At 70.7% G+C, this 23104-nt stretch carries 22 protein-coding genes; 11 read left to right on the top strand and 11 right to left on the bottom strand.

Annotated elements, in window-relative coordinates:
- The first annotated feature begins 170 nt into the window (after positions 1-170).
- From P8A20_RS17445 to P8A20_RS17460, 4 genes are all read left to right on the top strand, one after another.
- Complete coding sequence (locus P8A20_RS17445; protein ID WP_014155101.1) at positions 171-335, top strand: hypothetical protein; 165 nt, start codon at positions 171-173, stop codon at positions 333-335.
- 10 nt (positions 336-345) lie between these two features.
- Positions 346-639, top strand: a complete 294-nt coding sequence (locus P8A20_RS17450; protein WP_147958490.1) for a Dabb family protein — start codon at positions 346-348, stop codon at positions 637-639.
- A 186-nt stretch (positions 640-825) separates the two neighbouring features.
- Positions 826-1683 carry an RNA polymerase sigma factor SigF gene (locus tag P8A20_RS17455; RefSeq protein WP_306103822.1) on the top strand — a complete coding sequence of 286 codons (858 nt, stop codon included), beginning with the start codon at positions 826-828 and terminating at the stop codon, positions 1681-1683.
- A 234-nt stretch (positions 1684-1917) separates the two neighbouring features.
- Entirely contained in the window at positions 1918-2784 is an 867-nt protein-coding gene (locus P8A20_RS17460) for an RNA polymerase sigma factor SigF (protein WP_014155104.1), read from the top strand.
- A gap of 249 nt (positions 2785-3033) precedes the next feature.
- Here P8A20_RS17460 and P8A20_RS17465 read toward each other — a convergent pair whose 3' ends face one another.
- Entirely contained in the window at positions 3034-3252 is a 219-nt protein-coding gene (locus P8A20_RS17465; protein WP_147958492.1) for a hypothetical protein, read from the bottom strand.
- 326 nt (positions 3253-3578) lie between these two features.
- Here P8A20_RS17465 and P8A20_RS17470 point away from each other — a divergent pair, with 326 nt between their 5' ends.
- The 5 genes from P8A20_RS17470 to P8A20_RS17490 all read left to right on the top strand — a co-directional run bounded on the left by P8A20_RS17470 (position 3579) and on the right by P8A20_RS17490 (position 9058).
- The gene (locus tag P8A20_RS17470; RefSeq protein WP_147958493.1) at positions 3579-4091 is read left to right on the top strand and encodes a MarR family winged helix-turn-helix transcriptional regulator; all 513 of its coding nucleotides are present in this window, start codon (positions 3579-3581) and stop codon (positions 4089-4091) included.
- A gap of 101 nt (positions 4092-4192) precedes the next feature.
- A complete protein-coding gene (locus P8A20_RS17475; RefSeq protein ID WP_511104033.1) occupies positions 4193-6610 on the top strand; it encodes an MFS transporter in 2418 nt (805 codons plus the stop codon).
- 182 nt (positions 6611-6792) lie between these two features.
- Positions 6793-7608 (top strand): YceI family protein, encoded by an 816-nt coding sequence (locus P8A20_RS17480; protein WP_147958495.1) that lies wholly within the window; start codon positions 6793-6795, stop codon positions 7606-7608.
- A 29-nt stretch (positions 7609-7637) separates the two neighbouring features.
- The gene (locus P8A20_RS17485) at positions 7638-8108 is read left to right on the top strand and encodes a PPOX class F420-dependent oxidoreductase (protein WP_147958496.1); all 471 of its coding nucleotides are present in this window, start codon (positions 7638-7640) and stop codon (positions 8106-8108) included.
- Positions 8109-8116: 8 nt separating this feature from the next.
- Entirely contained in the window at positions 8117-9058 is a 942-nt protein-coding gene (locus P8A20_RS17490) for an NAD(P)-dependent oxidoreductase (protein WP_306103824.1), read from the top strand.
- A gap of 33 nt (positions 9059-9091) precedes the next feature.
- Here P8A20_RS17490 and P8A20_RS17495 read toward each other — a convergent pair whose 3' ends face one another.
- The 10 genes from P8A20_RS17495 to P8A20_RS17540 all read right to left on the bottom strand — a co-directional run bounded on the left by P8A20_RS17495 (position 9092) and on the right by P8A20_RS17540 (position 20933).
- Entirely contained in the window at positions 9092-9865 is a 774-nt protein-coding gene (locus P8A20_RS17495; RefSeq protein ID WP_147958498.1) for a TetR/AcrR family transcriptional regulator, read from the bottom strand.
- A gap of 79 nt (positions 9866-9944) precedes the next feature.
- Positions 9945-11444, bottom strand: coding sequence for an MFS transporter (locus tag P8A20_RS17500; protein WP_306103825.1), 1500 nt, complete (start codon positions 11442-11444; stop codon positions 9945-9947).
- A 217-nt stretch (positions 11445-11661) separates the two neighbouring features.
- On the bottom strand, positions 11662-13836 hold the full coding sequence (locus P8A20_RS17505) for an ArnT family glycosyltransferase (protein WP_306103826.1): 2175 nt from the start codon (positions 13834-13836) through the stop codon (positions 11662-11664).
- Positions 13833-15155 (bottom strand): bifunctional glycosyltransferase family 2/GtrA family protein, encoded by a 1323-nt coding sequence (locus tag P8A20_RS17510; protein WP_147958499.1) that lies wholly within the window; start codon positions 15153-15155, stop codon positions 13833-13835. The genes P8A20_RS17505 and P8A20_RS17510 overlap by 4 nt, the downstream gene beginning before the upstream one ends.
- Positions 15156-15181: 26 nt before the next feature.
- Positions 15182-16954, bottom strand: a complete 1773-nt coding sequence (locus P8A20_RS17515) for a sensor histidine kinase (RefSeq protein ID WP_306103827.1) — start codon at positions 16952-16954, stop codon at positions 15182-15184.
- Between the two features lie 4 nt (positions 16955-16958).
- Positions 16959-17696 (bottom strand): response regulator transcription factor, encoded by a 738-nt coding sequence (locus tag P8A20_RS17520; RefSeq protein WP_147958500.1) that lies wholly within the window; start codon positions 17694-17696, stop codon positions 16959-16961.
- Positions 17697-17872: 176 nt separating this feature from the next.
- Positions 17873-18484, bottom strand: a complete 612-nt coding sequence (locus P8A20_RS17525; RefSeq protein ID WP_147958501.1) for a dihydrofolate reductase family protein — start codon at positions 18482-18484, stop codon at positions 17873-17875.
- A 90-nt stretch (positions 18485-18574) separates the two neighbouring features.
- Positions 18575-19048: an SgcJ/EcaC family oxidoreductase gene (locus tag P8A20_RS17530; RefSeq protein WP_261988583.1), complete on the bottom strand. Its 474-nt coding sequence runs from the start codon at positions 19046-19048 to the stop codon at positions 18575-18577.
- 59 nt (positions 19049-19107) lie between these two features.
- On the bottom strand, positions 19108-19989 hold the full coding sequence (locus P8A20_RS17535) for an amidohydrolase family protein (RefSeq protein WP_147958503.1): 882 nt from the start codon (positions 19987-19989) through the stop codon (positions 19108-19110).
- A gap of 56 nt (positions 19990-20045) precedes the next feature.
- The gene (locus tag P8A20_RS17540; RefSeq protein WP_306103828.1) at positions 20046-20933 is read right to left on the bottom strand and encodes a DUF2797 domain-containing protein; all 888 of its coding nucleotides are present in this window, start codon (positions 20931-20933) and stop codon (positions 20046-20048) included.
- A 179-nt stretch (positions 20934-21112) separates the two neighbouring features.
- On the opposite strand from P8A20_RS17540, the gene P8A20_RS17545 reads away from it, so the two are divergent.
- Entirely contained in the window at positions 21113-21898 is a 786-nt protein-coding gene (locus P8A20_RS17545) for an LppU/SCO3897 family protein (RefSeq protein ID WP_306103829.1), read from the top strand.
- 156 nt (positions 21899-22054) lie between these two features.
- Entirely contained in the window at positions 22055-22999 is a 945-nt protein-coding gene (gene sigJ / locus P8A20_RS17550) for an RNA polymerase sigma factor SigJ (protein WP_306103830.1), read from the top strand.
- Positions 23000-23104 lie beyond the last annotated feature (105 nt).

A 23104-nucleotide genomic window follows, 5' to 3' on the forward strand; every position in this document is an offset into this window, starting at 1 on the left:
TGCCCATACTCCCTCCTGCCGTAAGCCACACCTGCCGACAAAGGGCCCGAATCGACGGGCCCTTCGACCCTAAAAGCCACATCAGTGATCGGAAACGGCCAGCGGATACGGCCGTTCGTGCGGCTAGAATCACCCGACTGCGCAGGTGATCGAAGGGGAGGGGCGGGGCTGTGGTGCAAGCGAGGAAGATCGCGCTCTACATGATTGTGGTCTTCGTGCTGTACACGATCATCACCTCTCCGGAGCGGAGCGCCGACCTCGTCCAAATAGGGTTCGAGGGTGTTTCGAGCGCCGCTCAGGGCGTCGGGGACTTCATGTCCGAGCTCGTGAAGTAGGAGAACCACCATGATCCGCCACCTGGTCCTGTTCAAGCTGAACGACGGCGTCGAGCGGGACGACCCGCGGGTCGTCGCAGGCGCCGATGCCTTCCGGGAGCTCGGCGGGAAGATCCCCGAGCTGGAGTTCTGGGAGTGCGCCTGGAACATCACCGACCGGCCGATCGCCTACGACTTCGCCATCAACTCGGCGGTCGCCGACGAGGACGCGCTTCTGCGGTACGTCGAGCACCCCGACCACCAGGCAGCGGCCGGCCAGTGGCGCGCGTTCGCCACTTGGGTGATCGCCGACTACCCCTTCTGACTCTTTCGGATCTCCGGCCCCACCGGCCCCTCCCCCTACGGAGAGGGGCTTTTCGGCATGTTTAAACCCCAACACCCTCAACACGGATCCATGCGGTGCTTGCACACAGTGGACATGTCTTGTGATGCTATGACCGCTTTTGACGGATGAGTTGACCGTAGTTGACCGCAAAGGGGTGGCGTCACCGTGCCGGCCAGTACAGCGCCTCAAGTCCCGCCCCAGAACGTCCAGACGGACGACATCCAGACCGAGACCCCCGACCCCACCACGCCCGCCCGGACCCGGGGCGCCGACACCAGGGCACTGACCCAGGTCCTGTTCGGCCGGCTCAAGGGCCTCGAACCCGGCACCACGGAGCACCACAGGGTGCGCACCGCGCTGATCGAGGCGAACCTGCCGCTCGTGCGGTACGCGGCGGCCCGCTTCCGGAGCCGCAACGAGCCGATGGAGGACGTGGTCCAGGTCGGCACCATCGGCCTGATCAACGCCATCGACCGCTTCGATCCGGAACGCGGCGTCCAGTTCCCCACGTTCGCCATGCCCACGGTGGTCGGCGAGATCAAGCGCTACTTCCGGGACAACGTGAGGACCGTGCACGTGCCACGGCGGCTGCACGAGCTCTGGGTCCAGGTCACCGGCGCCACCGAGGACCTGACGACCGCTCACGGCCGCTCACCGACCACGGCGGAGATCGCCGGACGCCTGAAGATCTCCGAGGACGAGGTCCTGGCCTGCATCAAGGCCGGCCGTTCATACCACGCGACCTCACTGGAGGCGGCCCAGGAGGGTGACGGGCTGCCCGGGCTGCTGGACCGGCTCGGTTACGAGGACCCGGCGCTCGCCGGGGTCGAACACCGCGACCTGGTGCGGCACCTGCTCGTGCAGCTGCCCGAGCGCGAGCAGCGGATCCTGCTGCTGCGCTACTACAACAACCTGACCCAGTCACAGATCAGTGCCGAACTGGGCGTCTCCCAGATGCATGTGTCAAGGCTTCTGGCCAGAAGTTTCGCCCGACTGCGATCAGCAAACAGGATCGAAGCGTAGTCAGAACGGGTAGACCCCCGGAGGGCTGGATCCGGGGGCGTAAAAGCCGCACACCCCCTGTTTCCTGCGCAGTTTCGCCGCTGACTTGTCGACATGTCACTACAGCGTGTTGCCGACATGTGACATTCTGCTGGAACCGCGTTTGCCGCAGCTCCACCTCCGGTATTCAGGTGGAGGCTGCGTTCCTCCGATGGTCGTGGCCACCGCGACCGTCCGCGACCTCAAGGGGGTGGCATGTCCACAGAACAGGGCAGCTCGAAGGTGCTCACGCTCACGAAGAGCGTGCCGGCACCTGCCGTGCTCACCAGCTCGCCGGAAGCCATCGACACCCGCACCCTGTCCCGCTCCCTGTTCCTGCGGCTCGCCGCGCTGGGCCCCGCCTCGGGTCCCGACGGAACGGACAGCCCTGAGCGGGCCTATGTGCGGGACACACTCATCGAGCTCAACCTCCCGCTGGTGCGGTACGCGGCGGCACGGTTCCGGAGCCGCAACGAACCGATGGAGGACATCGTCCAGGTCGGGACGATCGGCCTGATCAAGGCGATCGACCGCTTCGACTGCGAACGGGGCGTGGAATTCCCCACGTTCGCGATGCCGACCGTCGTGGGGGAGATCAAACGCTTCTTCCGCGACACCTCGTGGTCCGTGCGGGTACCGCGCCGGCTCCAGGAGCTGCGGCTCGCCCTCACCAAGACCAGCGACGAGCTCGCCCAGAAGCTCGACCGTTCGCCGACGGTGCCGGAGCTGGCCAAGGCGCTCGGGGTCTCCGAGGAGGACGTGGTCGACGGCCTGGCCGTGGGCAACGCCTACACGGCCTCCTCGCTGGACTCCCCGTCCCCCGAGGACGACGGCGGCGAGGGCTCGCTGGCCGACCGCCTGGGATACGAGGACGCGGCGCTGGAAGGCGTGGAGTACCGCGAGTCCCTGAAGCCGCTGCTGGCCAAGCTCGCCCCGCGGGAGCGTCAGATCATCATGCTGCGCTTCTTCGCCAACATGACGCAGTCGCAGATCGGCGAGGAGGTCGGCATCTCGCAGATGCACGTCTCCCGGCTGCTGACCCGGACGCTCACCCAGCTCAGGGAGGGGCTCATCGCCGACTGACCCCGTGCGGGGTCCGTACGGACGGCTCACCGAGACCCACCGGCCGCCGGGGCGGCGCGACAGCCTCCCCGGCGGCCTCGCCGTGTCCGGGGAACCCGGAGGGCCCGCACCACCCGGAGAAGCGAACGCTCCCGCGTCGACGGGGCGGCGCGGGAGCGGTGCGGGAGGACGGCGTACACGTGCGGGTGGACGCCGGGCAGGCCCTCGGGCCCCGGGCAGGGGCGACGGGGCCGGCCGGTGACGGTCCGGTCAGCCGAGCGCGAGCCAGGCCACCGCACCGAGGACGAGGACGACCGCGACGACGGCGAAGATCACCCCGTTCTTCGAGCCGGACGAGGTCGCTGCGGGCTGCTGCGGACCGCGCTGCGGCTCGCCCTCGTCGACGAAGGCGCGGAACATCTGCGTGCTGCCCGCCGGGTCGTGAGTGCCCTCGGGGCCCGGCTGCGGGGCGTGGGGGTTGTGTGCCATGGTCCAGGACCCTAGCGAACGCAGGCCTTTCGCCCAACCCCCGGGCCCTCGACGGCCGATGCCCCTCGTCCGCGTGCACCCGCCCTCACCGGCCCCCAGCGCGTTCCGCACCGTCCCCACGGCCTCCGACAGGGCACTCCCGCCGTGACGAGGAACACAGTTCGCGCGGCCCACCCCCCTCTGTGCTGCGCGCTTGACCGGGCCCCTACGCAGCCTTTTGCGTTCCTTTACTTCTGCAAGCCCCATTTCGTTTGCCTGCGGCAACCAACTGCTTCTATCGTTGCCCTAAGCAACAAGATGACCTCGCGAGACGTCCTGGAGGGTCGGTGGCAGCACGGAGCCAGTACGAAGAACTGGCCCGGCAGCTCAGCGCCGTCGGAGCCGTCAAACGGGGGCTCGTCCGCATCCTGCCCGCCGAGTGCCCCGGTGGCACCGCCGGCGTGCTGACGCTGCTGGCCAAGTACGGCGAGATGCGGATCACTCGGCTCGCCGAACTCCTGGCCGTGAACATGTCGGTGACCAGCCGTCATGTGACACACGCGGTGGAGAACGGCTGGATCGAACGGTTCCAGGACCCGGCGGACAAGCGGTCCCGCATCCTGCGGCTGACCCCCGCGGGCGAGGAGCTGCTCGCCGAGCTGACCCGGCGGACCACGGAGATGTTCGCCCACAACCTCATCGACTGGTCCGACGAAGAAGTCGGACAGCTCAACACGTTGTTGTCCCGGCTGCGCGACAGCTTCTCCTGCCGCGGCTCCGGAGGCTGCACCCCCGGAAAGCACAGCGGCGACTGCCGCACCGGGCACGTCGACCATTCGCACACCCGTACACCTGTGTAACAGAAGCAAAGACGAGGATTTAAATGGCTACGACCACACCATCCGGTGTGCGGGGCGGCCACGCCAAGCACGGGGCTGTCGAAGCCCCGTCGGGCGCGCCGATGACACACCGGCAGATCATGGAAGCACTGACCGGGCTGCTGCTCGGCATGTTCGTCGCGATCCTGTCGTCGACGGTCGTCTCCAACGCCCTGCCCGAGATCATTTCCGACCTCGGCGGCGGCCAGAGCGCCTACACCTGGGTCGTCACGGCCTCGCTGCTGGCCATGACCGCCACCACCCCGCTGTGGGGCAAGCTCGCGGACCTGTTCAGCAAGAAGCTGCTGGTCCAGATCGCCCTGCTGATCTACGTGGGCGGCTCCATAGTCGCCGGCCTGTCGACCAGCAGCGGCATGCTCATCATCTGCCGCGTGGTCCAGGGCATCGGCGTCGGCGGACTCTCCGCCCTCGCCCAGATCGTGATGGCCGCGATGATCTCCCCGCGCGAGCGCGGGCGCTACAGCGGCTACCTCGGCGCGGTCTTCGCCGTCGCCACCGTCGGCGGCCCGCTGCTCGGCGGTGTCATCACCGACACCAGCTGGATGGGCTGGCGCTGGTGCTTCTACGTGGGTGTGCCGTTCGCGATCATCGCCCTGATCGTGCTCCAGAAGACCCTGAAGCTCCCCGTGGTCAAGCGCGAGGGAGTCAAGATCGACTGGTCGGGCGCGTTCTTCATCAGCGCCGCGGTCTCGCTGCTGCTGCTCTGGGTGACCTTCGCGGGCGACAAGTACGACTGGATCTCCTGGCAGACCTGGACGATGCTCGGCGGCACCGTCGTCCTCGCCGCGCTGTTCCTGCTGATCGAGTCCAAGGCTCGCGAGCCGATCATCCCGCTGCGCCTCTTCCGTAACCGCACCATCACGCTGGCCTCCGCGGCCTCGCTGTTCGTCGGCATCGGGATGTTCGCGGGCACCGTCTTCTTCAGCCAGTACTTCCAGCTGGCGCGGGACAAGTCGCCGACGATGTCCGGCGTCATGACCATCCCGATGATCGCCGGACTGTTCCTGTCCTCGACCGTGTCGGGCCAGATCATCACCAAGACGGGCCGCTGGAAGGCCTGGCTCGTCTCCGGTGGCTTCCTGCTCACCGCGGGTCTCGGGTTCCTGGGCACCATCCGGTACGACACCGAGTACTGGCACATCGCGATCTTCATGTTCGTCATGGGCCTCGGCATCGGCATGATGATGCAGAACCTGGTGCTCGCCACGCAGAACCAGGTGGCTCCCGCCGACCTGGGCGCGGCCAGCTCCGTCGTGACGTTCTTCCGTTCCCTCGGTGGTGCGATCGGCGTCTCGGCGCTGGGCGCCGTCCTGGGCAACCGCGTCACCCACTACGTCAAGGACGGCCTCGCCGACCTCGGCCCCGAGGGCGCGGCCTTCGGCCACGGCGGTACGGGCGGCGGGGGCATCCCCGACCTGGACAAGCTCCCCGCTCCGTTCCGCACGGTCATGGAGGTCGCCTACGGCCACGGTGTCGCCGACGTCTTCCTGTACGCGGCGCCCGCCGCGCTGGTCGCGTTCGTCCTGACCCTCTTCATCAAGGAGGTCGCCCTGAAGACGAGGGCCGGCAACGACAACGCCCCGGCCGAGGTGTCCGCCGCGACCGAGTCCGTCGAGGCCACCGCCGGTACCGCCCTGATCGCAGGCGGAACGGCCGGGGTCACCTCGGTCGACACCGCGGAGGAGACGGCGGCCACCGGCCCCACGACCGTTCAGGGCACGCCCGTACGCGGTGTGGTGCGGGGCGCCGAGGGCGCACCCGTCGCCCGTGCGGCCGTCACACTGATCTCGCTGGGCGGCCGGCAGCTGGGGCGCTCCGTGGCCCAGGCCGACGGCGGCTACGTGCTGGACGCCCCTGCCTCCGGCAGCTACGTCCTGATCGCCTCCGCCGACGGCTTCCAGCCGCAGGCGTCCACCGTGGTCGTCGGCGACGAGCCGCTGGCCTTCGACATCCTGCTCGCCGGTACGAGCGGTCTCTCCGGGACCGTACGCACCGACGAGGGCAACGCCCCTGTCCAGGGCGCCATGGTCCTGGTGACCGACGTGCGCGGCGACGTGCTGGCCACGGGTGTCTCCGGCGAGGCCGGCGAGTTCACCTTCGGTGAGCTGATCCCCGGCTCGGTGACCGTCGCCGTCACGGCCGCGGGCTACCGTCCGCTGGCACTGCCGGTGGAGGTCGGCGGCCAGGGTGTCACCCGGGTCGACGTGGCCCTGCGCTCCGGTGCGCTGGTCCAGGGTGTCGTCAGGGCCAGCTCGAAGCCGGCACCGCTGAACGACGCCCGGGTCACGCTGATCGACGCGGCCGGCAACGTGGTCGCCACGTCGACGACCGGGGAGGACGGCGCCTACGCCTTCACCGACCTGGACGCCGGTGAGTACTCCGTGATCGCGACCGGCTACCCGCCGGTGGCCGGCTCGCTGACCGTGAACGGCAGCGGGGTCGACGGTCACGACATCGAGCTCGCCCACCCGGGCGAGTAGGCACCGGAAGTTACACAAAGACCCCTGGCGGTACAGCGCTTCGAGCGGAGAGGCTGTGGCCGCCGGCGGAAATGGGCCCCGCGGTGGGATCGGCAGGCAGGGGACGGCCTGCCGATCCCGCCCGGGGCCCGACTCATTGAGTCGCTGCTTCACGAGTGATTTGAGCAAGGAGAGAACACGGGATGGGACTTCGCGCACAGGTACGCACGCGGGACGGCTGGGCGGTCCAGCACGCCGTCGTGACGGTGACCGACATGACGGGCACCCAGGTGCTCCGTGCCGCCGCCGACGAGAACGGGGCCGTCCGCACCGACGATCTCCTCCAGGCCGGCGCGTACACGGTGATCGTCACTGCGGTGGGCTACGCACCCGCCGCGTCCACCGCACTCGTCACGGCCAGCGGCCGGGTCGAGGCCGGGACCGTCGTCCTGGCCCGGCAGGGCGGCGTGGAGCTGCCGCCTCCGGGCACCTGGTCGCTGGACCCGGTGCACTCCTCGGTGGCCGCGGTCGCCCAGCACCTGGGGATCTCCAGCGTGCACGGCCGGTTCACCGAGTTCGGCGGCCGCATCGAGATCGCCGAGGACGTCCAGCACTCCCGGGTGGAGGCGTTCATCTCCTCCACCAGCATCGACACGGGCAACGGCATGCGGGACAAGCACCTGCGCTCGGCGGACTTCCTGGACGTGGAGGTCTTCCCGGAGATCACCTACCGGTCCCGTGCGCTGACCCCCGCGGGACCCGACCGCTGGACGGTCCACGGCGTGCTCACCATGCACGGCATCGCACGGGACATCGACCTCGACCTCAGCTACCTGGGCACCGGCCCCGACCCGTGGGGCGGCGTACGCGCGGCCTTCCACGCCACTGCCGAGCTGCGCCGCGACGACTTCGCCATGAACTACAACCAGGTCCTGCAGGCGGGGATCTCCGCGATCGGCACGACCCTCCGGGTGGAGCTCGACATCCAGGCGGTCCAGGGCGACTCCGTCCCCGGATAGGTCCGGCGGGAGGGCCTAGGGTTGGCGCCATGGCACCCAACATCGCGACCAACACCGCCGTGGAGCTCGGGGAGCTCCTGGACTTCGTGCGGCCCAGGCACCGGGCGATCCTGCTGACCACCCGGGCCGACGGCCGCCCCCAGGGCTCCCCGCTCACCTGCGGCGTCGACGACGCCGGACGCATCGTCGTCTCGACCTACCCCGAACGGGCCAAGACCCGGAACGCGAAGCGGGACGAGCGGGTCAGCGTGATCGTCCTGTCGGACGACTGGAACGGCCCGTGGGTCCAGATCGACGGCTCGGCCGAGGTGATCGACTCACCGGACTCGGTCGAGCCGCTCGTCGAGTACTTCCGCAACATCTCCGGGGAACACCCCGACTGGGACGAGTACCGGGCGGCGATGCTCAAGCAGGGGAAGTCCATCATCCGGATCACCCCGGAGCGCTGGAGCCCGGTCGCCACCGGCGGCTTCCCCGCTCACCTGGCCGGCGGCAGCTGACCCTGCCGGTGAAGCCGCCCCGCCCGGACGCACTCGCGAGTGCCCGGCTGCTGACCTCCCCGTCCGTGGGACCCGCCGTGGTCCGTGAGCTGGAACGGATCACCGGGCGACCGGCCGGGCCCGCCCACGCCACCGGGCCCTTCCTGTACGTGGGGGACACGCTGCCCGAGGCGCTGCGGACGCCGGAGCTGCTGTGGTTCCACAGCGTCAACGCGGGCACGGACGCCCTGCTCGCCGCCGGGCCCTGGCCCCAAGGCGCCCTGCTGACCCGGACCGTGGGCCGGATGGGCGAGCGGATCGCCCAGTACACGCTGGCCTGGGTGCTCGCCGAGTGCCAGTCGGTCCCGGAGCACGTGGCACAGCACGCACGCTCCGAGTGGCGCCGGCTGCCGTCCGGACTCGCCGCCGGGCGGACCGCCGTCATCCACGGCACCGGGCACATCGGTTCCGCGGTCGCGGCCCTGCTGCGGGCCTGCTCGGTGCGCACGGTGGGCGTGTCACGCACCACCCCCGTGGTCCCGCCCGCGGGCTTCGACCGGGTCGTCACGGCAGGCTCGCAGGAGGAGACCGCGGCGCTGGCGGACGCCCGGTGGGTGGTGTCCACCCTCCCTCTGACCGGCGCGACGGAGGGCTTCTTCGACGACGCCAGATTCAAGGCGATGCGGGGCGCCACCTTCGTCAACGTGGGCCGGGGCGCGACCGTCGACATGGCCGCGCTGGAGGCCGCACTGCGCAGCGGGGCGGTGGGCCGGACCGTCCTCGACGTACTGCCGGAGGAACCCGCCGGCCCCGGGGACCGCGCCTGGCGGCTGCCGCGCACGGTGATCACCTCGCACTCGGCCGGTATCACGGCCGACGAGGACGTGGTCGCCGACTTCGAGGCGTGCTGGGACGCGGTCGCAGAGCGGCGTACGCCCGCACTGGCCGTGGACACCCGACGCGGTTACTGAGCGCCGGGGGCGACCCCCGGTGCTGCTCGGCCGTCACGCCCGGCGGGCGGCGCGGTCGCACATCGCTTCGATGCCCGCGATCAGGAGGTCCAGCGCGAACACGAAGTCCCGCTCGCGCATCTCCTCCACCGTGTCCCCGCCGCGCGCCTCCATCAGGTTCTCCGAAGGCTCCATGGCCCGTGCGATCTCGGGGTCCGCGCGGATCGTGCCCATCACCTGCCGGAAGTACTCGTCCTGGCTGAGGTCCGCCTCCACCGTGCGCTGCACGAAGTGCCCCTCGATGGTGCCGAACCCGTAGACGAACTGGAAGACGGCCGACATCGCTCCGGTCCGGTTCGCCAGGGGCAGTCCGGTGGCCCGGATGACGTCCTGGACCGCGTACGAGAACAGCATCGAGTGCGGCCCGATGTTCAGGAAGCTGCCGATCAGCGTCGACACCCACGGGTGGCGCACCAGCATCCGCCGGTAGTTCGTGGCCAGTTCGCGCAGCCGGTCGTGCCAGCCGAGGTCCTCCGCCGTGGCCGGGATCTCGCCGAAGACCGTGTCCAGGGCGAGTTCGAGCAGGTCGTCCTTGGTGTCGACGTACCAGTACAGGGACATCGCCGTGACATCGAGATCGGCGGCGAGGCGGCGCATGGAGAACTTCGCCAGGCCGTCGGCGTCCAGGAGCCGGACGCTCGCCGCCGTGATCCTGTCCCGGTCGAGACCGGCCGGCTGGTCCGCCTTGCGTGTCCGCGAGGGTGTGCGCCGGTCCAGCCACACACTGACCCGGGAAGGGTTCTTCACACGGTCTGCCGCGGACCCCATGGCGCACGCTCCTTGTCTTGCGGTGGCACTTCTGCGTACCGGCACCCCTGTCCGATGCTATGCCCGTCACCTGCGCCTCTCAGTCCGTCTGAGTCCGCTCCGCCCTCCTCAGCAGCGCCCCGGCCAGCAGCCCACCGGCCAGCACAGCCAGCGCGCCCACCAGTTGGCTGGTCTCCAGGCCGGAGGCGAAGGCGTCCGTGATGCGCTCACGTTCCGCCGGTCCGTCGGCTGCGGCGAGCGCGGCAGGCAGCGAGGCGGCACCCACCGCACCCGGCACGAGCGCGGCGAAACGGGAGTTGAGGACGGCCCCGAGCACGGCGACCCCCAGCCCGTTGCCGAACTCGGCGAGCGTGCCGTTCACACCGGCTCCGACGCCCGCCTTCTCCGGCGGGATGGCACTCATGATCGCGTTGGCCATCGCGGGCATGGCTAGCGCGACACCCGCTCCCATGACGAGCAGGCCCAGCAGCATGCCGCCGTAGTCCCGTCCGCCGAGCAGCGCGATCGCGGCGAGTCCGGCGGCCAGCAGACTCATACCCACGGCGATGACGGTGGGCGTCCCCAGCCTCACCACGAGCCGGGCGCCGAGACCCGTGAGGTTGAGCGCGACGACGGTGAGGGCGAGCGGAGCCGTGCGAAGCCCTGCCTCGAGCGGCTCGTACCCGAGGACGAACTGCAGGTGCTGGGTCAGCAGGAAGAGTGACCCGGTCATGCCGAAGGCCACCAGGATCGCGCCCGCGACCGCCCCGGTGAACCGCTGGTTGCGGAAGAAGTGCATGTCCAGCATGGGGTACGGGACATGGAGCTCCCACAGGACGAATCCGGTGAGGACTGCGATCCCGGCGAAGGCCGTCAGCAGCACCTGCCCGGAGCCCCAGCCGTGCTCCGGGCCGGAGATGATCGCGTACACGACGGACGTCATGCCCAGGGTGGAGAGCACCGCCCCCACCAGGTCGGGGCGATCACCCCGGGGGTCCCTGGACTCCGGCACGAGCCGGATGACGGCGACGAGACCGACGACCGCCACGGGGATGTTGACCAGGAAGATCGCACCCCACCAGAAGTGGTCGAGCATCACCCCGCCGATCAGCGGGCCGGCGGCGAAACCCAGTGAGCTGACGGTGGACCAGATGCCGATCGCCTTGACGCGTTCGGTGTCGTCGAAGATCTGCACCACGACCGCGAGGGTGGTCGTCATCAGCAGCGCGCCACCGACGCCCATCCCCGCGCGGGCGGCGATCAGCTGGCCGGAGGACTGCGCGAGTCCGGCCGCCAGTGAGCCGATGCCGAACAGCGCGAGCCCCGCGACCAGCATCTTCTTGCGGCCGTAGCGGTCGGCGGAACTGCCCGCGGTGAGCACGAGACCGGACTGGACGAGCGCATAGGCGTTGATCATCCACTGCACATCGGCGGTGGACGCGTGGAGGTCCTCGGTGAGCGAGGGGATCGCCACGTTCAGGACGGTGTTGTCGAGCAGCACGGTGAGCTGGGCGAGACAGATGACTCCGAGGATCAGCCAGCGCTGCGCGTGGCCGCCCCGGGGGGCGAGATCGTTCTGCTCGGCGGTGGTCGCCGTCATACGGGCTCCTGATTCCGGTGCTCTTGTACGGTGTATGGGAAGCGCTCACGGATACCGTAGGGCATTTCCTGTACGCCGTACAACGATTACGGGGCGGCGCCCCGGACACGACAGGGCGGTGGCCCCGGAGCGTCTGCTCCGGGGCCACCGCCCTGTCGTCGCCGTTCTGCTGTCCTGTCAGCGCCGGACCGCCGTCGGCCGGTCCGCCGCCCCGGTCTCAGCTCGTCGGCTGGGTGAGGTCGTAGAAGGTCGCGCTTCCCACGGTGACCTCCTTGAAGTTCTCCTCCACCCATGTCGAGATCTGGGAGGAGGTGCCCTCACCGCCCGTGCCTCCGCCTCCCATGCCGCCGGAGACGAAGTAGTGGATCTTTCCGTCCTCGACGTACTTCTTGAACTGGGCGAGCGTCGGGGACGGGTCGCTGCCGTTGAATCCGCCGATCGCCATCACCGGGTCACCGGTGGCGAGCTGGTAACTCGCCGCGTTCTGCGAGCCGATGGCCGCGGCGGTCCAGGTGTAGGCGTCGGCGTTCTGCTTCAGGAGCGTCTTGGCCTCGGAGTCGACGGAGGCGCCGTTGAGCAGGCCGCCCATACCGCCGCCTCCGCCGCCCGTACCGCCCTCACCCGTGCCGCCGCCGGGCATGCCGCCCTGCTGGCCACCGGGCGCCTGGCCCTGACCCTGCCGGCCTTGGCCCTTCTGGCCCTGGCCGGGCGTCCCGCCGCCGGGGAAGCCGCCGCCCTGGGCGTTGCCCTGCCCGTTGCCCTGGGCCTGGCCGCCCTGCTGGGTTCCCTGGCCGGGGGGCCGGCCGCCGCCGGGGGCTCCGCCTCCGCCCATGCCGCCTCCGGGACCGCCGCCCATGCCACCGGCGGACGGGCCCGCGGTGACGATCGAGCCCTGGTGCCCGGTGTTCAGCGTGCTGATCGTGTAAGCCGTCGGCCCGGCCAGCGAGGCCGCGAGGCCGAGGCCCACCACGCCCAGCGCGAGTGCCCGGCCGAGCCGGGCCGCGAGCAGCAGCCCCACCGCGGCAACGAGGCCGCCGGCCAGGACGGCCCAGCGCAGCCACGGGAAGTAGTCCGGCGTGCGGCCCAGCAGGACGTACGACCAGACGGCCGTCGCCGCGACGGTGGCGCCGAGGGCGGCGCCCGCCCACCACTTGCCCCGCTCCTCCCAGAGGACCGAGGCGCCCATTCCGACCAGCGCCGCGATGTAGGGCGCCAGGGCCACGGTGTAGTACTGGTGGAAGATGCCGGCCATGAAGCTGAAGACGAAGGCCGTCATCAGCAGCGACCCGCCCCAGGCGAGGAACGCCGCACGGGCCGTGTCGGTCCGCTTCGCGCGCCAGGTCAGCCAGATCCCCGCGACCAGCAGGATCAGCGCGGCGGGCAGCAGCCACGAGATCTGGCTGCCGATCTCCGAGTTGAACATCCGGCCGATGCCGGTCTCACCCCATCCGCCACCCTGGCCGCCCCCGCCGCCACCACCGACGCTTCCGGTCTCCTCGCCGTTGATCCGGCCGAGTCCGTTGTAACCGAAGGTGAGTTCGAGGAAGGAGTTGTTCTGCGAGCCGCCGATGTACGGACGTGAGGAGGCGGGCCACAGCTCGACGATCGCGACCCACCAGCCGGCGGACACCACCATCGCCAGCGCCGCCAGACCGAGCTGCCCGAACCGCTTCCGCACCGACACCGGCGCGAACACCGCGTACAGCACGGCCAGGGGCGGAAGGATCAGGAAGGCCTGCAAGGTCTTCGACAGGAAGGCGAGACCCACCGCGACGCCCGCCCAGACAAGCCACTTCGTCCGGCCGCCCTCGAACGCGCGCAGCACGCAGTAGACGGTGACGGTCATCAGGAGCGCGAGCAGCGCGTCCGGGTTGTTGAAGCGGAACATCAGCGCTGCCACCGGCGTCAGCGCGAAGACGGCCATCGTGATCAGCCCGGCGGCCGCGCTGAAGCGCCGGCGCACGGCCGCGTACAGGACGCCCGCCGTGGCGACTCCCATCAGCACCTGGGGCGCCAGGATCGCCCAGGAGCTCAGACCGAAGACGCGCACCGACAGGGCCATCGGCCAGAGCGTGGCCGGGGGCTTGTCGACGGTGATCGCGTTCGCGGAGTCCAGCGAGCCGAAGAAGAAGGCCTTCCAGCTCTGGCTGCCGGCCTGCACGGCCGCCGAGTAGAACGAGTTGGCGTATCCGGAAGCGCTCAGGTTCCACAGGTACGCGAGGGCGATGACCAGCAGCATGGCGAGGAAGGCGGGCCTCGCCCAGCGCGGGTCCTCGGGCCTGCCCCGGCGGATACGGCGCACCAGCGGCTCACGCCTGCCCGCGGCGTGCGCGGGCGCCCCTGGGGTGTCGGGCGGGGCCTGGTACTGGTCGGCGTGCGTGACGGCGGTCATCGGACGTTCCTCAGTTCGTGTGCGGCACCCTTGCGGGCGTCCTGGTGGTCGGTGCGCCGGTCGGGGAAGACCCAGGCACGGAAGAGCAGAAACCGCAGCACCGTTGCCGCGAGGTTGGCCGCGATCAGCACGGCGAGTTCCGTGCCGTGCGACGCCGATCCGGACGCGGTGCCCAGGGCGGCGAGCGAACCGCTGGTCAGGGCGAGCCCGATCGCGAAGACGACCAGCCCCTGCGCCTGATGGCGTACGGCGCCGCCCCGGCCGCGTACGCCGAACGTGAGTCTCCGGTTCGCCGCGGTGTTGGCCACGGCGGAGACGAGGAGAGCCGCGGCGTTGGCGAACTGCGGCCCGACGCCCAGCCGGAAGAGGGAGTACAGGGCGAGGTAGACCAGGGTCGACAGCGCACCGACGACGCAGAAGCCGACCAGTTGCCGGGCGAGCCCGCGCGGCACCCCGGGCACGACCCGGTCACGCGGATCGTCCCCGAAGGGCCGCGCCAGCCGGTCCAGCGGCAGCGCTCCGGTGGCCAGGGCCCTGCCCACCCGCCAGACGCCCTTGAGGTCGTCGGTCGCGGTCCTCACGATGTGCACGGTGGAGTCCGGATCGTCGACCCAGTCGACCGGCACCTCATGGATGCGCAGTCCCGCCCGCTCGGCGAGGACCAGCATCTCGGTGTCGAAGAACCACCCGGTGTCCTCGACCATCGGCAGCAGCCGCTGCGCGACCTCGCGTCGTATGGCCTTGAAGCCGCACTGGGCGTCACTGAACCGGGCGGCCAGCGAGGAGCGCAGGATCAGGTTGTAGGCCCGCGAGATGAACTCGCGCTTCGAGCCCCGCACCACCCGCGAACTACGGGCCAGGCGGGAGCCGATGGCCAGGTCGGAGTGGCCCGAGATCAGCGGGGCGACCAACGGCAGAAGGGCGTTGAGGTCGGTCGAGAGATCGACGTCCATGTAGGCGAGGACCGGGGAGTCCGAGTGGGACCAGACGGTCCGCAGCGCCCGGCCCCGGCCCTTCTCCTCCAGCCGGTACGACCGCACCTCGGGGATGAGATCGGCGAGCCGTGCCGCCACCTGGGGCGTGCGGTCGGTGCTCGCGTTGTCCGCCACGGTGATCCGGAAGCCGTAGGGGAACGTCCGCGCCAGGTGGTCGTGCAGGCGCAGCACACACGTCTCGAGGTCCTTCTCCTCGTTGTACACGGGGATGACCACGTCGAGCACGGGGACAGGAACGAGTGCGGGAGCGCCGGCAGCGCCGACCGCTGCGGCCGGGAGGTGTTCCCGGGCCGGCAGGGTGCTCCAAGGAGTGTCGGTTCGCATGACTACGACACTCGCCAACCGCGCTGTCACATCCGTGTGCTGAGCCTGTGGTCGGCCTGTGAGTGCGCCACGGGGGCGGATTCGACACTGTTTCCCCAGGTCACGGGCGTGTGAGCGAATCCGTTGGGCCGCGACGAGAAAGCGTCACCGGCCGCGGAGCTGTCCGTCCCCTGCCCGTGCACCTCTCCGGATCCGTCCGTCCCCTGCCCGTACGCCTCCCCGGTGCTGTCCGTCCCCTGCCCGTACACCGCGTCCGAACTTTCCGTCCCCTGCCCGTACACCGCGTCCGCCGGCAGATGGACGGCGAACACCGTGTCGCCGGGTGCCGACCGCACCTCGGCCAGACCACCGTGCGCGGCCGCGACGGCCTGCACGATGGCGAGGCCGAGCCCGGTCGACCCGGCGTGCCGGGAACGCGAGGCGTCGCCGCGCGCGAACCGTTCGAAGACGTGGGGCTGCAGTTCGGCCGGGATCCCGGGACCGTCGTCCTGGACCTCCAGGGTCACCCAGGGCAGATCCCCGCGCGCCTGCCGCACGCGGACCGTGACAGTGGTCCCGGGCGGTGTGTGCGTCCTGGCGTTCGCCAGGAGGTTGACCAGCACCTGCTGGATCCTGGTCGGGTCGGCGAGCACCGTCGCGGGGACCTCCGGCAGCTCCAGCCGCCAGTGATGGGCGGCGCCGGACGATCCGCCGGGGGCGCGGTCCGCCACACGGGCGTCGCTCACCGCGTCGATGACGAGTGGCGAGAGATCGGTGCTCTCGTACGAGAGCGGCCGCCCCGCGTCGAGGCGCGCCAGGAGCAGCAGGTCCTCGACCATGCCGGTCATCCGCTCGGCCTCGGACTCGATGCGCCCCAGGGCATGGCGGGTGTCGGGTCCGGCCATCTCCCGCCCGCGCCGGGTCAGTTCGGCGTATCCGCGGATCGAGGCGAGCGGCGTCCGCAGCTCGTGGCTGGCGTCCGCGACGAACTGGCGCACCCGCGTCTCGCTCTTCTGCCGCGCGTCCAGGGCCGAACCGACATGGCCCAGCATCCGGTTGAGAGCGGCGCCGACCTGGCCGACCTCGGTACGCGGGTCGGCCTCGGCCTCCGGGACCCGTTCGAAGAGGGCCACCTCGCCGCTGTGCAGGGGGATTTCGGACACCCGGGTCGCGGTGGCGGCAACCCTGCGCAGCGGGCGCAGCGCCACGCCGACCATCGCTGCGCCGGCGATCCCGGCGGCGATGAGCCCCGCCCCGGTGACACAGACCTCGACAAGAATCAGGGTGGTGACGGCCTTGTCCACCTCGGCCGTGGGAATGCCGACGAGGACGGTCGAACCGTCGCCCGACGGGACGGCCTGCACGCGGTATCCGCCGAGCCCGGAGAGCTCGACGTCATGGGCTTCGCCGTCCAGGGGCACCCCGGCGGCGTCAAGGGCGTTCTGCTGGGAGTCGGTCAGCGCCTCGGTGCTCTCCCGGGCCTCCGGGCCGCCCTTCTTCACCACCTTCGACTCGGTGACGGAACCGTCGGAGACCACGGCGCCGAACGTGTTGAACGGCTGGCCACCGCCCATCCCGATGAAGTCCAGCGGCTCGTCCCTCTCAGGGCCGCCCGGGGTGACCTTGCCGTTGCCCGGCTGACGTGCCACGGCCATGGCGATGTCGCGCAGCTGACCGTCCAGCTTCCCGTCCATATAGCTCTGGAAGGCGATCGCGGTGACCGAACCGATCACCGCGGCGACCACCGCGATGAGCGTCACGGCGTACACGACGAGCCGCGTCCGCAGCGTCCAGGGGCGGCGCGTGTTCTTCCTGCTCATGCGGCTAGTCACCGGGCTTGATCAGGTATCCCGCCCCGCGCCGGGTGTGGATCATCGGGGTGCGCCCCGCGTCGATCTTCTTGCGCAGGTAGGAGATGTACAGCTCGACGACGTTGGCCTGGCCGCCGAAGTCGTAGTTCCAGACCCGGTCGAGGATCTGCGCCTTGCTGAGCACCCGGCGCGGATTGCGCATCAGGAAGCGCAGCAGCTCGAACTCGGTCGCCGTGAGGTGGATCGAGTCGTCACCCCGGCTCACCTCGTGGCTGTCCTCGTCCAGGATCAGGTCACCGACGACGAGCGTCGACTCGCTGCGCACCGAAGCCGTGCCGGACCGGCGGATCAGTCCGCGCAGCCGTGCCACGACCTCCTCCAGGCTGAACGGCTTGGTGACGTAGTCGTCGCCGCCCGCCGTGAGCCCGGCGATCCGGTCCTCCACCGAGTCGCGCGCGGTCAGGAACAGCACGGGTACATCGGAGAGTTCGCGCCGCAGCCGACCGAGCACGGCGAGCCCGTCCATGTCGGGGAGCATCACGTCGAGGATCACCGCGTCGGGCCGGAAGTCGCGCGCCGTACGGACGGCACCCGCGCCGTCACCCGCGCTGCGCACCTCCCACCCCTCGTAACGCAGGGCCATGGAGAGCAGCTCGGCCAGCGGAGCCTCGTCGTCCACGACCAGCACGCGTACGGGGGTGCGGTCGGACCTGAGCAGTTCTGTACGCCCCTGGGGCGAGGTCGTCGTCATGGCTCAAGCCTGTGAGACGGCCGTGAGAGAGAGCTTTCGGCTACCTGTGAATTTCCTGAGAAACACGTGGCGGGCCCTCCGCGGGCCCTCCGCTCCCGGGCGGATTTCCCCTGGGGGCTCCGCCGCCGGGTGGGATCCACACCCGGCGACCGGATCAGGGCAGCCCGGTCGGGCGGCTACGCGTCGGCCCCGTACGTCCCGTAGTCAGGCCGTCCCGTCGGCTCGTAGACGTGCACCGCGATACCGCTCGGAGTCGTCTCGCTGTGCAGCAGGCGCAGCCCGGCCGGGGCGCCGCCGTCCGGGAACAGCCGCCGTCCGCCGCCCACCACCACCGGGGCGATCGCCAGCCGCAGCTCGTCGATCAGCCCCGCGGCCAGCAGGGACCGGCCCAGCCGGGCGCTGCCGTGGATCTGGAGCTCACGGCCGGGCCTCCGCTTCAGCTCGGAGACCTGGGCGGGGACGTCACCGGACAGGATGGTGGCCGGCTCCCACTCCGCACGGGTCAGGCTCCGGGACGCGACGTACTTCGGCGAGCCGTTCAGGATGCGGGCGTTCGGATGATCGGTCATCCGCGGCCAGTCCCGGGCGAAGTTCTCGTACGTACGACGGCCGAACAGGAACGCGTCGGCCCCGCTCAGCCAGGTGGTGGCCATCCGGTCGAACGCCTCGTCCAGGTGCGGCACGAACCAGCCGCCCCGGACGAAGTCGTCGCTGGTGTCCTCGTCCGGGGAGCCGGGCCCCTGGGAGACACCGTCCAGCGACAGGAACTCCTGCAGCACCAACCTCATCGCGCACCACTTCTCTCTCGGGCGGGGAGACGTACGCCCTGCCCTTCCGGACCCTGTGACGTGCGGAAAGTCATCGGTCGTCCCGCTCTTCTATGCAACCCGCACTTCGGTGTTCTGGCACACGTGCAGCAGCCACCTCCCGTCACGCTGCTTCGTCATGACGTAGAGCGGAGCGCCCTCCGTCTCACCCTCCGGCGAGTGGTAGACCTGCCGGACCTTGACGGCCGCCACGTCGGGCCGCAGGAACTGCGTGTGCACTGCCCTGTAGGTGACCTCACCCTCCCGGTCGGCGGCGGGCAGCACCGCGCGGGTGAACTCGGCGATCGCGTCGAGGCCGATCAGGACCTTGCCGTGGCCGGTCGTCCAGAGGGCTTCGGGGTGGAAGAGCGCGAGGAACCCGTCGACGTCCTGGACGCGCTGAGTGCGCTCGACAGCGGCGACGACCTGTTCGAGAGCTGCGATGTCCGTGGTTTCGGTGTCTGCGGTGTCTCCGCTGCCGATGGCTGCGGTGTCTGTGATGTCAACGGCTGTGGTGTCCGCGGCTTCGGTGTCCATGCGGATCACCCTGATACCTCGACCGGACTTGAGGTCAAGCCCTGGCCGCAGGACCACCCGGACAGGTGTCAGCCGAAGAGCTCGCTCGCGTTCCCGTGACACACCGCCCGCAGCCATGCGTCCCCCAGGCCCAGTCGCTCCAGGGCGTGCAGCTGATGGACGTACGGGTACGGGATGTTCGGGAAGTCGGTACCGAGCAGGATCCGGTCCCCCAGATCCGCGAGGCGCTTGATCTCGTCCGCGGGGAACGGCGTGAAGCCCTCGGTGAAGTCCGTGAACGCCATGGTCGTGTCGAGCCGCACGCCGGGGTAAGCCTCCGCCAGCGTGAGGAAGTCCCCGTACTCCGGCATCCCCATGTGCGCCACCACCAGCTTCAGCCGGGGGTGGCGGGCCAGCAGCCGGCCGATCGGCTCCGGACCGGTGTGCGCGCCGGGGGCCGGACCGGACCCGCAGTGCGTCACCACCGGGATCCCGGCCTCCGCCAGCAGCCCCCACACGGAATCCAGCAGCGGATCGTTGGGGTCGTAACCCCCCACCTGGAGGTGCGACTTGAAGACACGGGCCCCGGCCTCCACCGCCTCGCGCACATAGGCCTCCGCGCCGTCCTCGGGGAAGAACGTCGCGGTGTGCAGGCAGTCCGGCACCCGGGCCGCGAACCCGGCCGCCCATCCGTTGAGCCAGGCGGCCATACCGGCCTTGTGCGGGTAGAGCATCGAGGTGAACCGGAGCACACCGAACGAGCGGAGCAGCTCAAGACGCTCGTCCTCGTCCCGCCGGTAGGTGATCGGCCACTCCAGCCCGGTCAGCGGGCCGGCCGAGTCGAAGTACGCCCACACCTTGCTGAGCACCCGCTCCGGCATGAAGTGCGTGTGGACGTCGATGATTCCGGGCAGCCCGAGCCTCTGCCAGAACCGGACGACGTCGTCACGGTCACGGTCGTCGCTGCTCATCCGCCCCACCCCTGCCTCGTGCACCTGCGCGTAGATTCCGGTCCCCGGCGACGATCTCAGAACAGCCCGTCCTGCACCGCACCGCCCCCGAGAGCCACGGCCGGCACGCTCAGCCCGGCGCGCGCGTCGGCGCCGACCAGGTCCCATCCGGTGACGAGCCGCGTGTCCAGCACGACGATCCCCTCGTCCACCGTCTCCAGATGCAGGTCGGGCCCGGCCGCAGCCACCAGCCGCCCGGCCACCACTCCGCCGTCCGTCAGCCCGGTCACCACCCGCGCGGCGGCCCCCGCGGCGCCGAGCCCGAACACCCCTGCGTGGTCGACCACCTCGAACGGGAGCCGCTCCAGAGCCTCCGGCCACCCCGCGCCCTCCAGCGCCTCGGCCAGCCGGTACAGCCCTTCGATCTCGGCGGCCCGTTCCGGCGCCCCCGGCAACTCGCCCCGCACCGCACGCTTACGCGCGTACGGGATCCGGTCGGGCACCCCGAGCGCCGAGCGCAGCAACTCCTCCGTACGCCGGGCCGCCATCAGCGGCCCACGCCCCAGCCAGCTGAACACCACGGCCCCCTGCTCCCGCAGCCGCGCGGCCCCCCGCGCCTCCCCCGTGATCCCGACCTTGACCATGCCCGGCCCGAACCAGGCCAGATAGACGCGGTAGGTCCGCGGGTCGTCGGCGATGGTGTCTGCGGCCACCGAGTGCGCCCGGTCCAGCCGCGCACACTCCGGGCACCGCGCACCCGTGCTCCGTACGGGCACCACGGACCGGACCGGGCAGACATTGCCGCGCGCCCCCACACAGTGGCGCTCACCCTCGGCCCGGAACCCGAGTTCCTTCCCGTAGGCCAGGACACTCGTCCGCCGCTGTCCCCGCCCGTCGCCGCGCGCCCAGCCGAGGACGGGCTCGCCGTCGGGCCAGCGCAGCCCGGTGCACCGCCAGTTACTCATGCCCCGCCCCTCCCGGCTCGCGCGGCAACGGCCGCACCCCTGCGGTGAGGCCCGGGAAGACCCTAACGAACCGGGCACCCCGGCCGGATCCGCACCACCACGTTTTTCTAGATCTAGTTTCTAGAGTGAGTTTCTAGAAAAAGCCTCCAATCCGTCTCGTGCCGGTCCACACTGACCCCGTGTCCTCCACCGAGATTCCGCTCTCGCTCTCGTCACGGCAGGCTGCCGAAGGCGACATCGTCACCGTCCCCCTGCCGACCGGCGCCACACGTATCCGGATCCCGCCCTCCGAGGACGGCGACCTCGTCCGGGCCCGGGTCGGCGGACAGGAGGTGCTGCTGCGCATCCGGGTCACCGCGGGCGGTCCGTCGAACAGCTTCCCGTGGGTGGCGCTCCTCGGCATCGCCGCAGTGATCGGGTTCGTGGTGCTGCTGGGCGTGCTCGGGGCGGAGGACCAGGACTCCTCCGCGGGCGCCCCGGCCGGCTCGTCGACGTACGACCCCTCCGGCGAGGACCCGTACGCCGAGGAGACGGAGGACACCTACACCGAGGACCCGTACACCGAGGATCCCGGCACCTCAGGGACGACCGAGGAACCCGAAGAGACCGGAGAGCCCGAAGAGACCGGAGAGCCCGAGGACGCCTCCACCGAGGACCCGTTCGCGGAGGACCCGTACGACACCGGGGAGGAGGCCCCCGACCCGTACGAGTCCGGCACCTGCCTCAACGGGACCCTGCCGGACTCCACGACCGCCCAGGAGGTCAGCGGCGTCGACGAGGTCTCCTGCTCGGCCTCCGACGCCCACTACCAGGTGATCCAAACGATCCCCTTCACGTCGGACATGAGCAGGTGCGACGCCAACTCCGCCACGCAGTACGCGTTCTCGTACCGCTACACCCTGAACGGGGCGACCCTGAACGAGTACGTGTACTGCCTGATCGGCCTCGGCTCGTACGCACGCTGACACCCGGGACCGTGAACACCGACTGCCGGACGGGGGACGGGGGAGGGGCCACACGGGGGGCCCGCGCCCGGCACCGCCCGACACCGCCCGACACCGCCCGACACCGCCCTCGCGACCCCCGTCCGGCCGCGGGCCGCGAGGGCTAGGATCCGGGCCATGGCTCTGACCATGAACGACATGGACCGGTTCAAGGCGTCGATGCCCCGCCTGGAAGCCATCGCCTATCGCCTTCTCGGCTCCGCGAGCGATGCGGAGGACGCGGTGCAGGACACGTTCCTGCGCTGGCAGGCGACGGACACCGGCCGCATCGAGGTCCCCGAGGCCTGGCTCACGAAGGTCCTCACCAACCTGTGCCTGAATCAGCTCACCTCGGCCCGCGCACGGCGCGAGACGTATGTGGGCCAGTGGCTCCCCGAGCCGCTGCTCGCCGGGGACCCGATGCTCGGCCCCGCGGACACCGCCGAACAGCGCGAGTCCGTCTCGTACGCGGTCCTCGCCCTCATGGAACGCCTGGCCCCCAACGAGCGGGTGGTGTACGTGCTGCGCGAGGCCTTCGGCTACCCGCACCGGAGGATCGCGGAGATCCTGGACATCAGCGAGGCCGCCAGTCAGCAGATCTTCCACCGCGCCAAGAAGCACGTCGCGGAAGGCAGGACACGCACCGAGGTCGACGAGACCGCCGCGCGGCGCATCGTCGACGAATTCCTCGCGGCTGCCACCAGCGGCCGGACCGAACCGCTCGTCCAGCTGCTCACCGCCGACGCCGTCGCGATCGGCGACGGCGGAGGGAAGATCCCGGCACGCGCCAAGACCGTCGAGGGCGCCCTCGCCGTCGCGAAGTTCATGCGGGGCCTGTTCAAGCCCGGTCCGGCCAAGCGCGCCCTTGCGGGCGGTTCCCCCGGGGTCTACGCCACGACCGCCAACAACGCCCCCGCACTCGTGGCGGTCCTCGACGGCCGGGTCATCGGTGTCGTGTGCGTGGAGATCGGATCCGACGGCATCGCCGGCCTCCGCAGCCAGGTCAACCCGGACAAGCTCGAGCGCGCGACCCGGCGATGGGCCGCCTCCGACCACGGGGAGCCCCTGCACGTCATCTTCTGACCGCCGAGCGAGGCCGCTCCGCGAGACGGCCCGCGAGACGGCCGCCATGTGAGGTGCTTCACACGGCGGCCCTGTCAGGAAACGGCGGGCTGCCCGGTTCAAGGG

Source organism: Streptomyces sp. Alt3 (assembly GCF_030719215.1).
Classification (GTDB): domain Bacteria; phylum Actinomycetota; class Actinomycetes; order Streptomycetales; family Streptomycetaceae; genus Streptomyces; species Streptomyces glycanivorans.

Coding starts and splice junctions, on each gene's coding strand:
- P8A20_RS17495 (WP_147958498.1), bottom strand. CDS start 9,865: ATGGGGTCCGCGGCAGACCGTGTGAAGAACCCTTCCCGGGTCAGTGTG.
- P8A20_RS17515 (WP_306103827.1), bottom strand. CDS start 16,954: ATGAGCAGGAAGAACACGCGCCGCCCCTGGACGCTGCGGACGCGGCTC.
- P8A20_RS17540 (WP_306103828.1), bottom strand. CDS start 20,933: ATGAGTAACTGGCGGTGCACCGGGCTGCGCTGGCCCGACGGCGAGCCC.
- P8A20_RS17510 (WP_147958499.1), bottom strand. CDS start 15,155: ATGCGAACCGACACTCCTTGGAGCACCCTGCCGGCCCGGGAACACCTC.
- P8A20_RS17480 (WP_147958495.1), top strand. CDS start 6,793: ATGGGACTTCGCGCACAGGTACGCACGCGGGACGGCTGGGCGGTCCAG.
- P8A20_RS17520 (WP_147958500.1), bottom strand. CDS start 17,696: ATGACGACGACCTCGCCCCAGGGGCGTACAGAACTGCTCAGGTCCGAC.
- P8A20_RS17485 (WP_147958496.1), top strand. CDS start 7,638: ATGGCACCCAACATCGCGACCAACACCGCCGTGGAGCTCGGGGAGCTC.
- P8A20_RS17505 (WP_306103826.1), bottom strand. CDS start 13,836: ATGACCGCCGTCACGCACGCCGACCAGTACCAGGCCCCGCCCGACACC.
- P8A20_RS17460 (WP_014155104.1), top strand. CDS start 1,918: ATGTCCACAGAACAGGGCAGCTCGAAGGTGCTCACGCTCACGAAGAGC.
- sigJ (WP_306103830.1), top strand. CDS start 22,055: ATGGCTCTGACCATGAACGACATGGACCGGTTCAAGGCGTCGATGCCC.
- P8A20_RS17500 (WP_306103825.1), bottom strand. CDS start 11,444: ATGACGGCGACCACCGCCGAGCAGAACGATCTCGCCCCCCGGGGCGGC.
- P8A20_RS17535 (WP_147958503.1), bottom strand. CDS start 19,989: ATGAGCAGCGACGACCGTGACCGTGACGACGTCGTCCGGTTCTGGCAG.
- P8A20_RS17525 (WP_147958501.1), bottom strand. CDS start 18,484: ATGAGGTTGGTGCTGCAGGAGTTCCTGTCGCTGGACGGTGTCTCCCAG.
- P8A20_RS17465 (WP_147958492.1), bottom strand. CDS start 3,252: ATGGCACACAACCCCCACGCCCCGCAGCCGGGCCCCGAGGGCACTCAC.
- P8A20_RS17475 (WP_511104033.1), top strand. CDS start 4,193: ATGACACACCGGCAGATCATGGAAGCACTGACCGGGCTGCTGCTCGGC.
- P8A20_RS17450 (WP_147958490.1), top strand. CDS start 346: ATGATCCGCCACCTGGTCCTGTTCAAGCTGAACGACGGCGTCGAGCGG.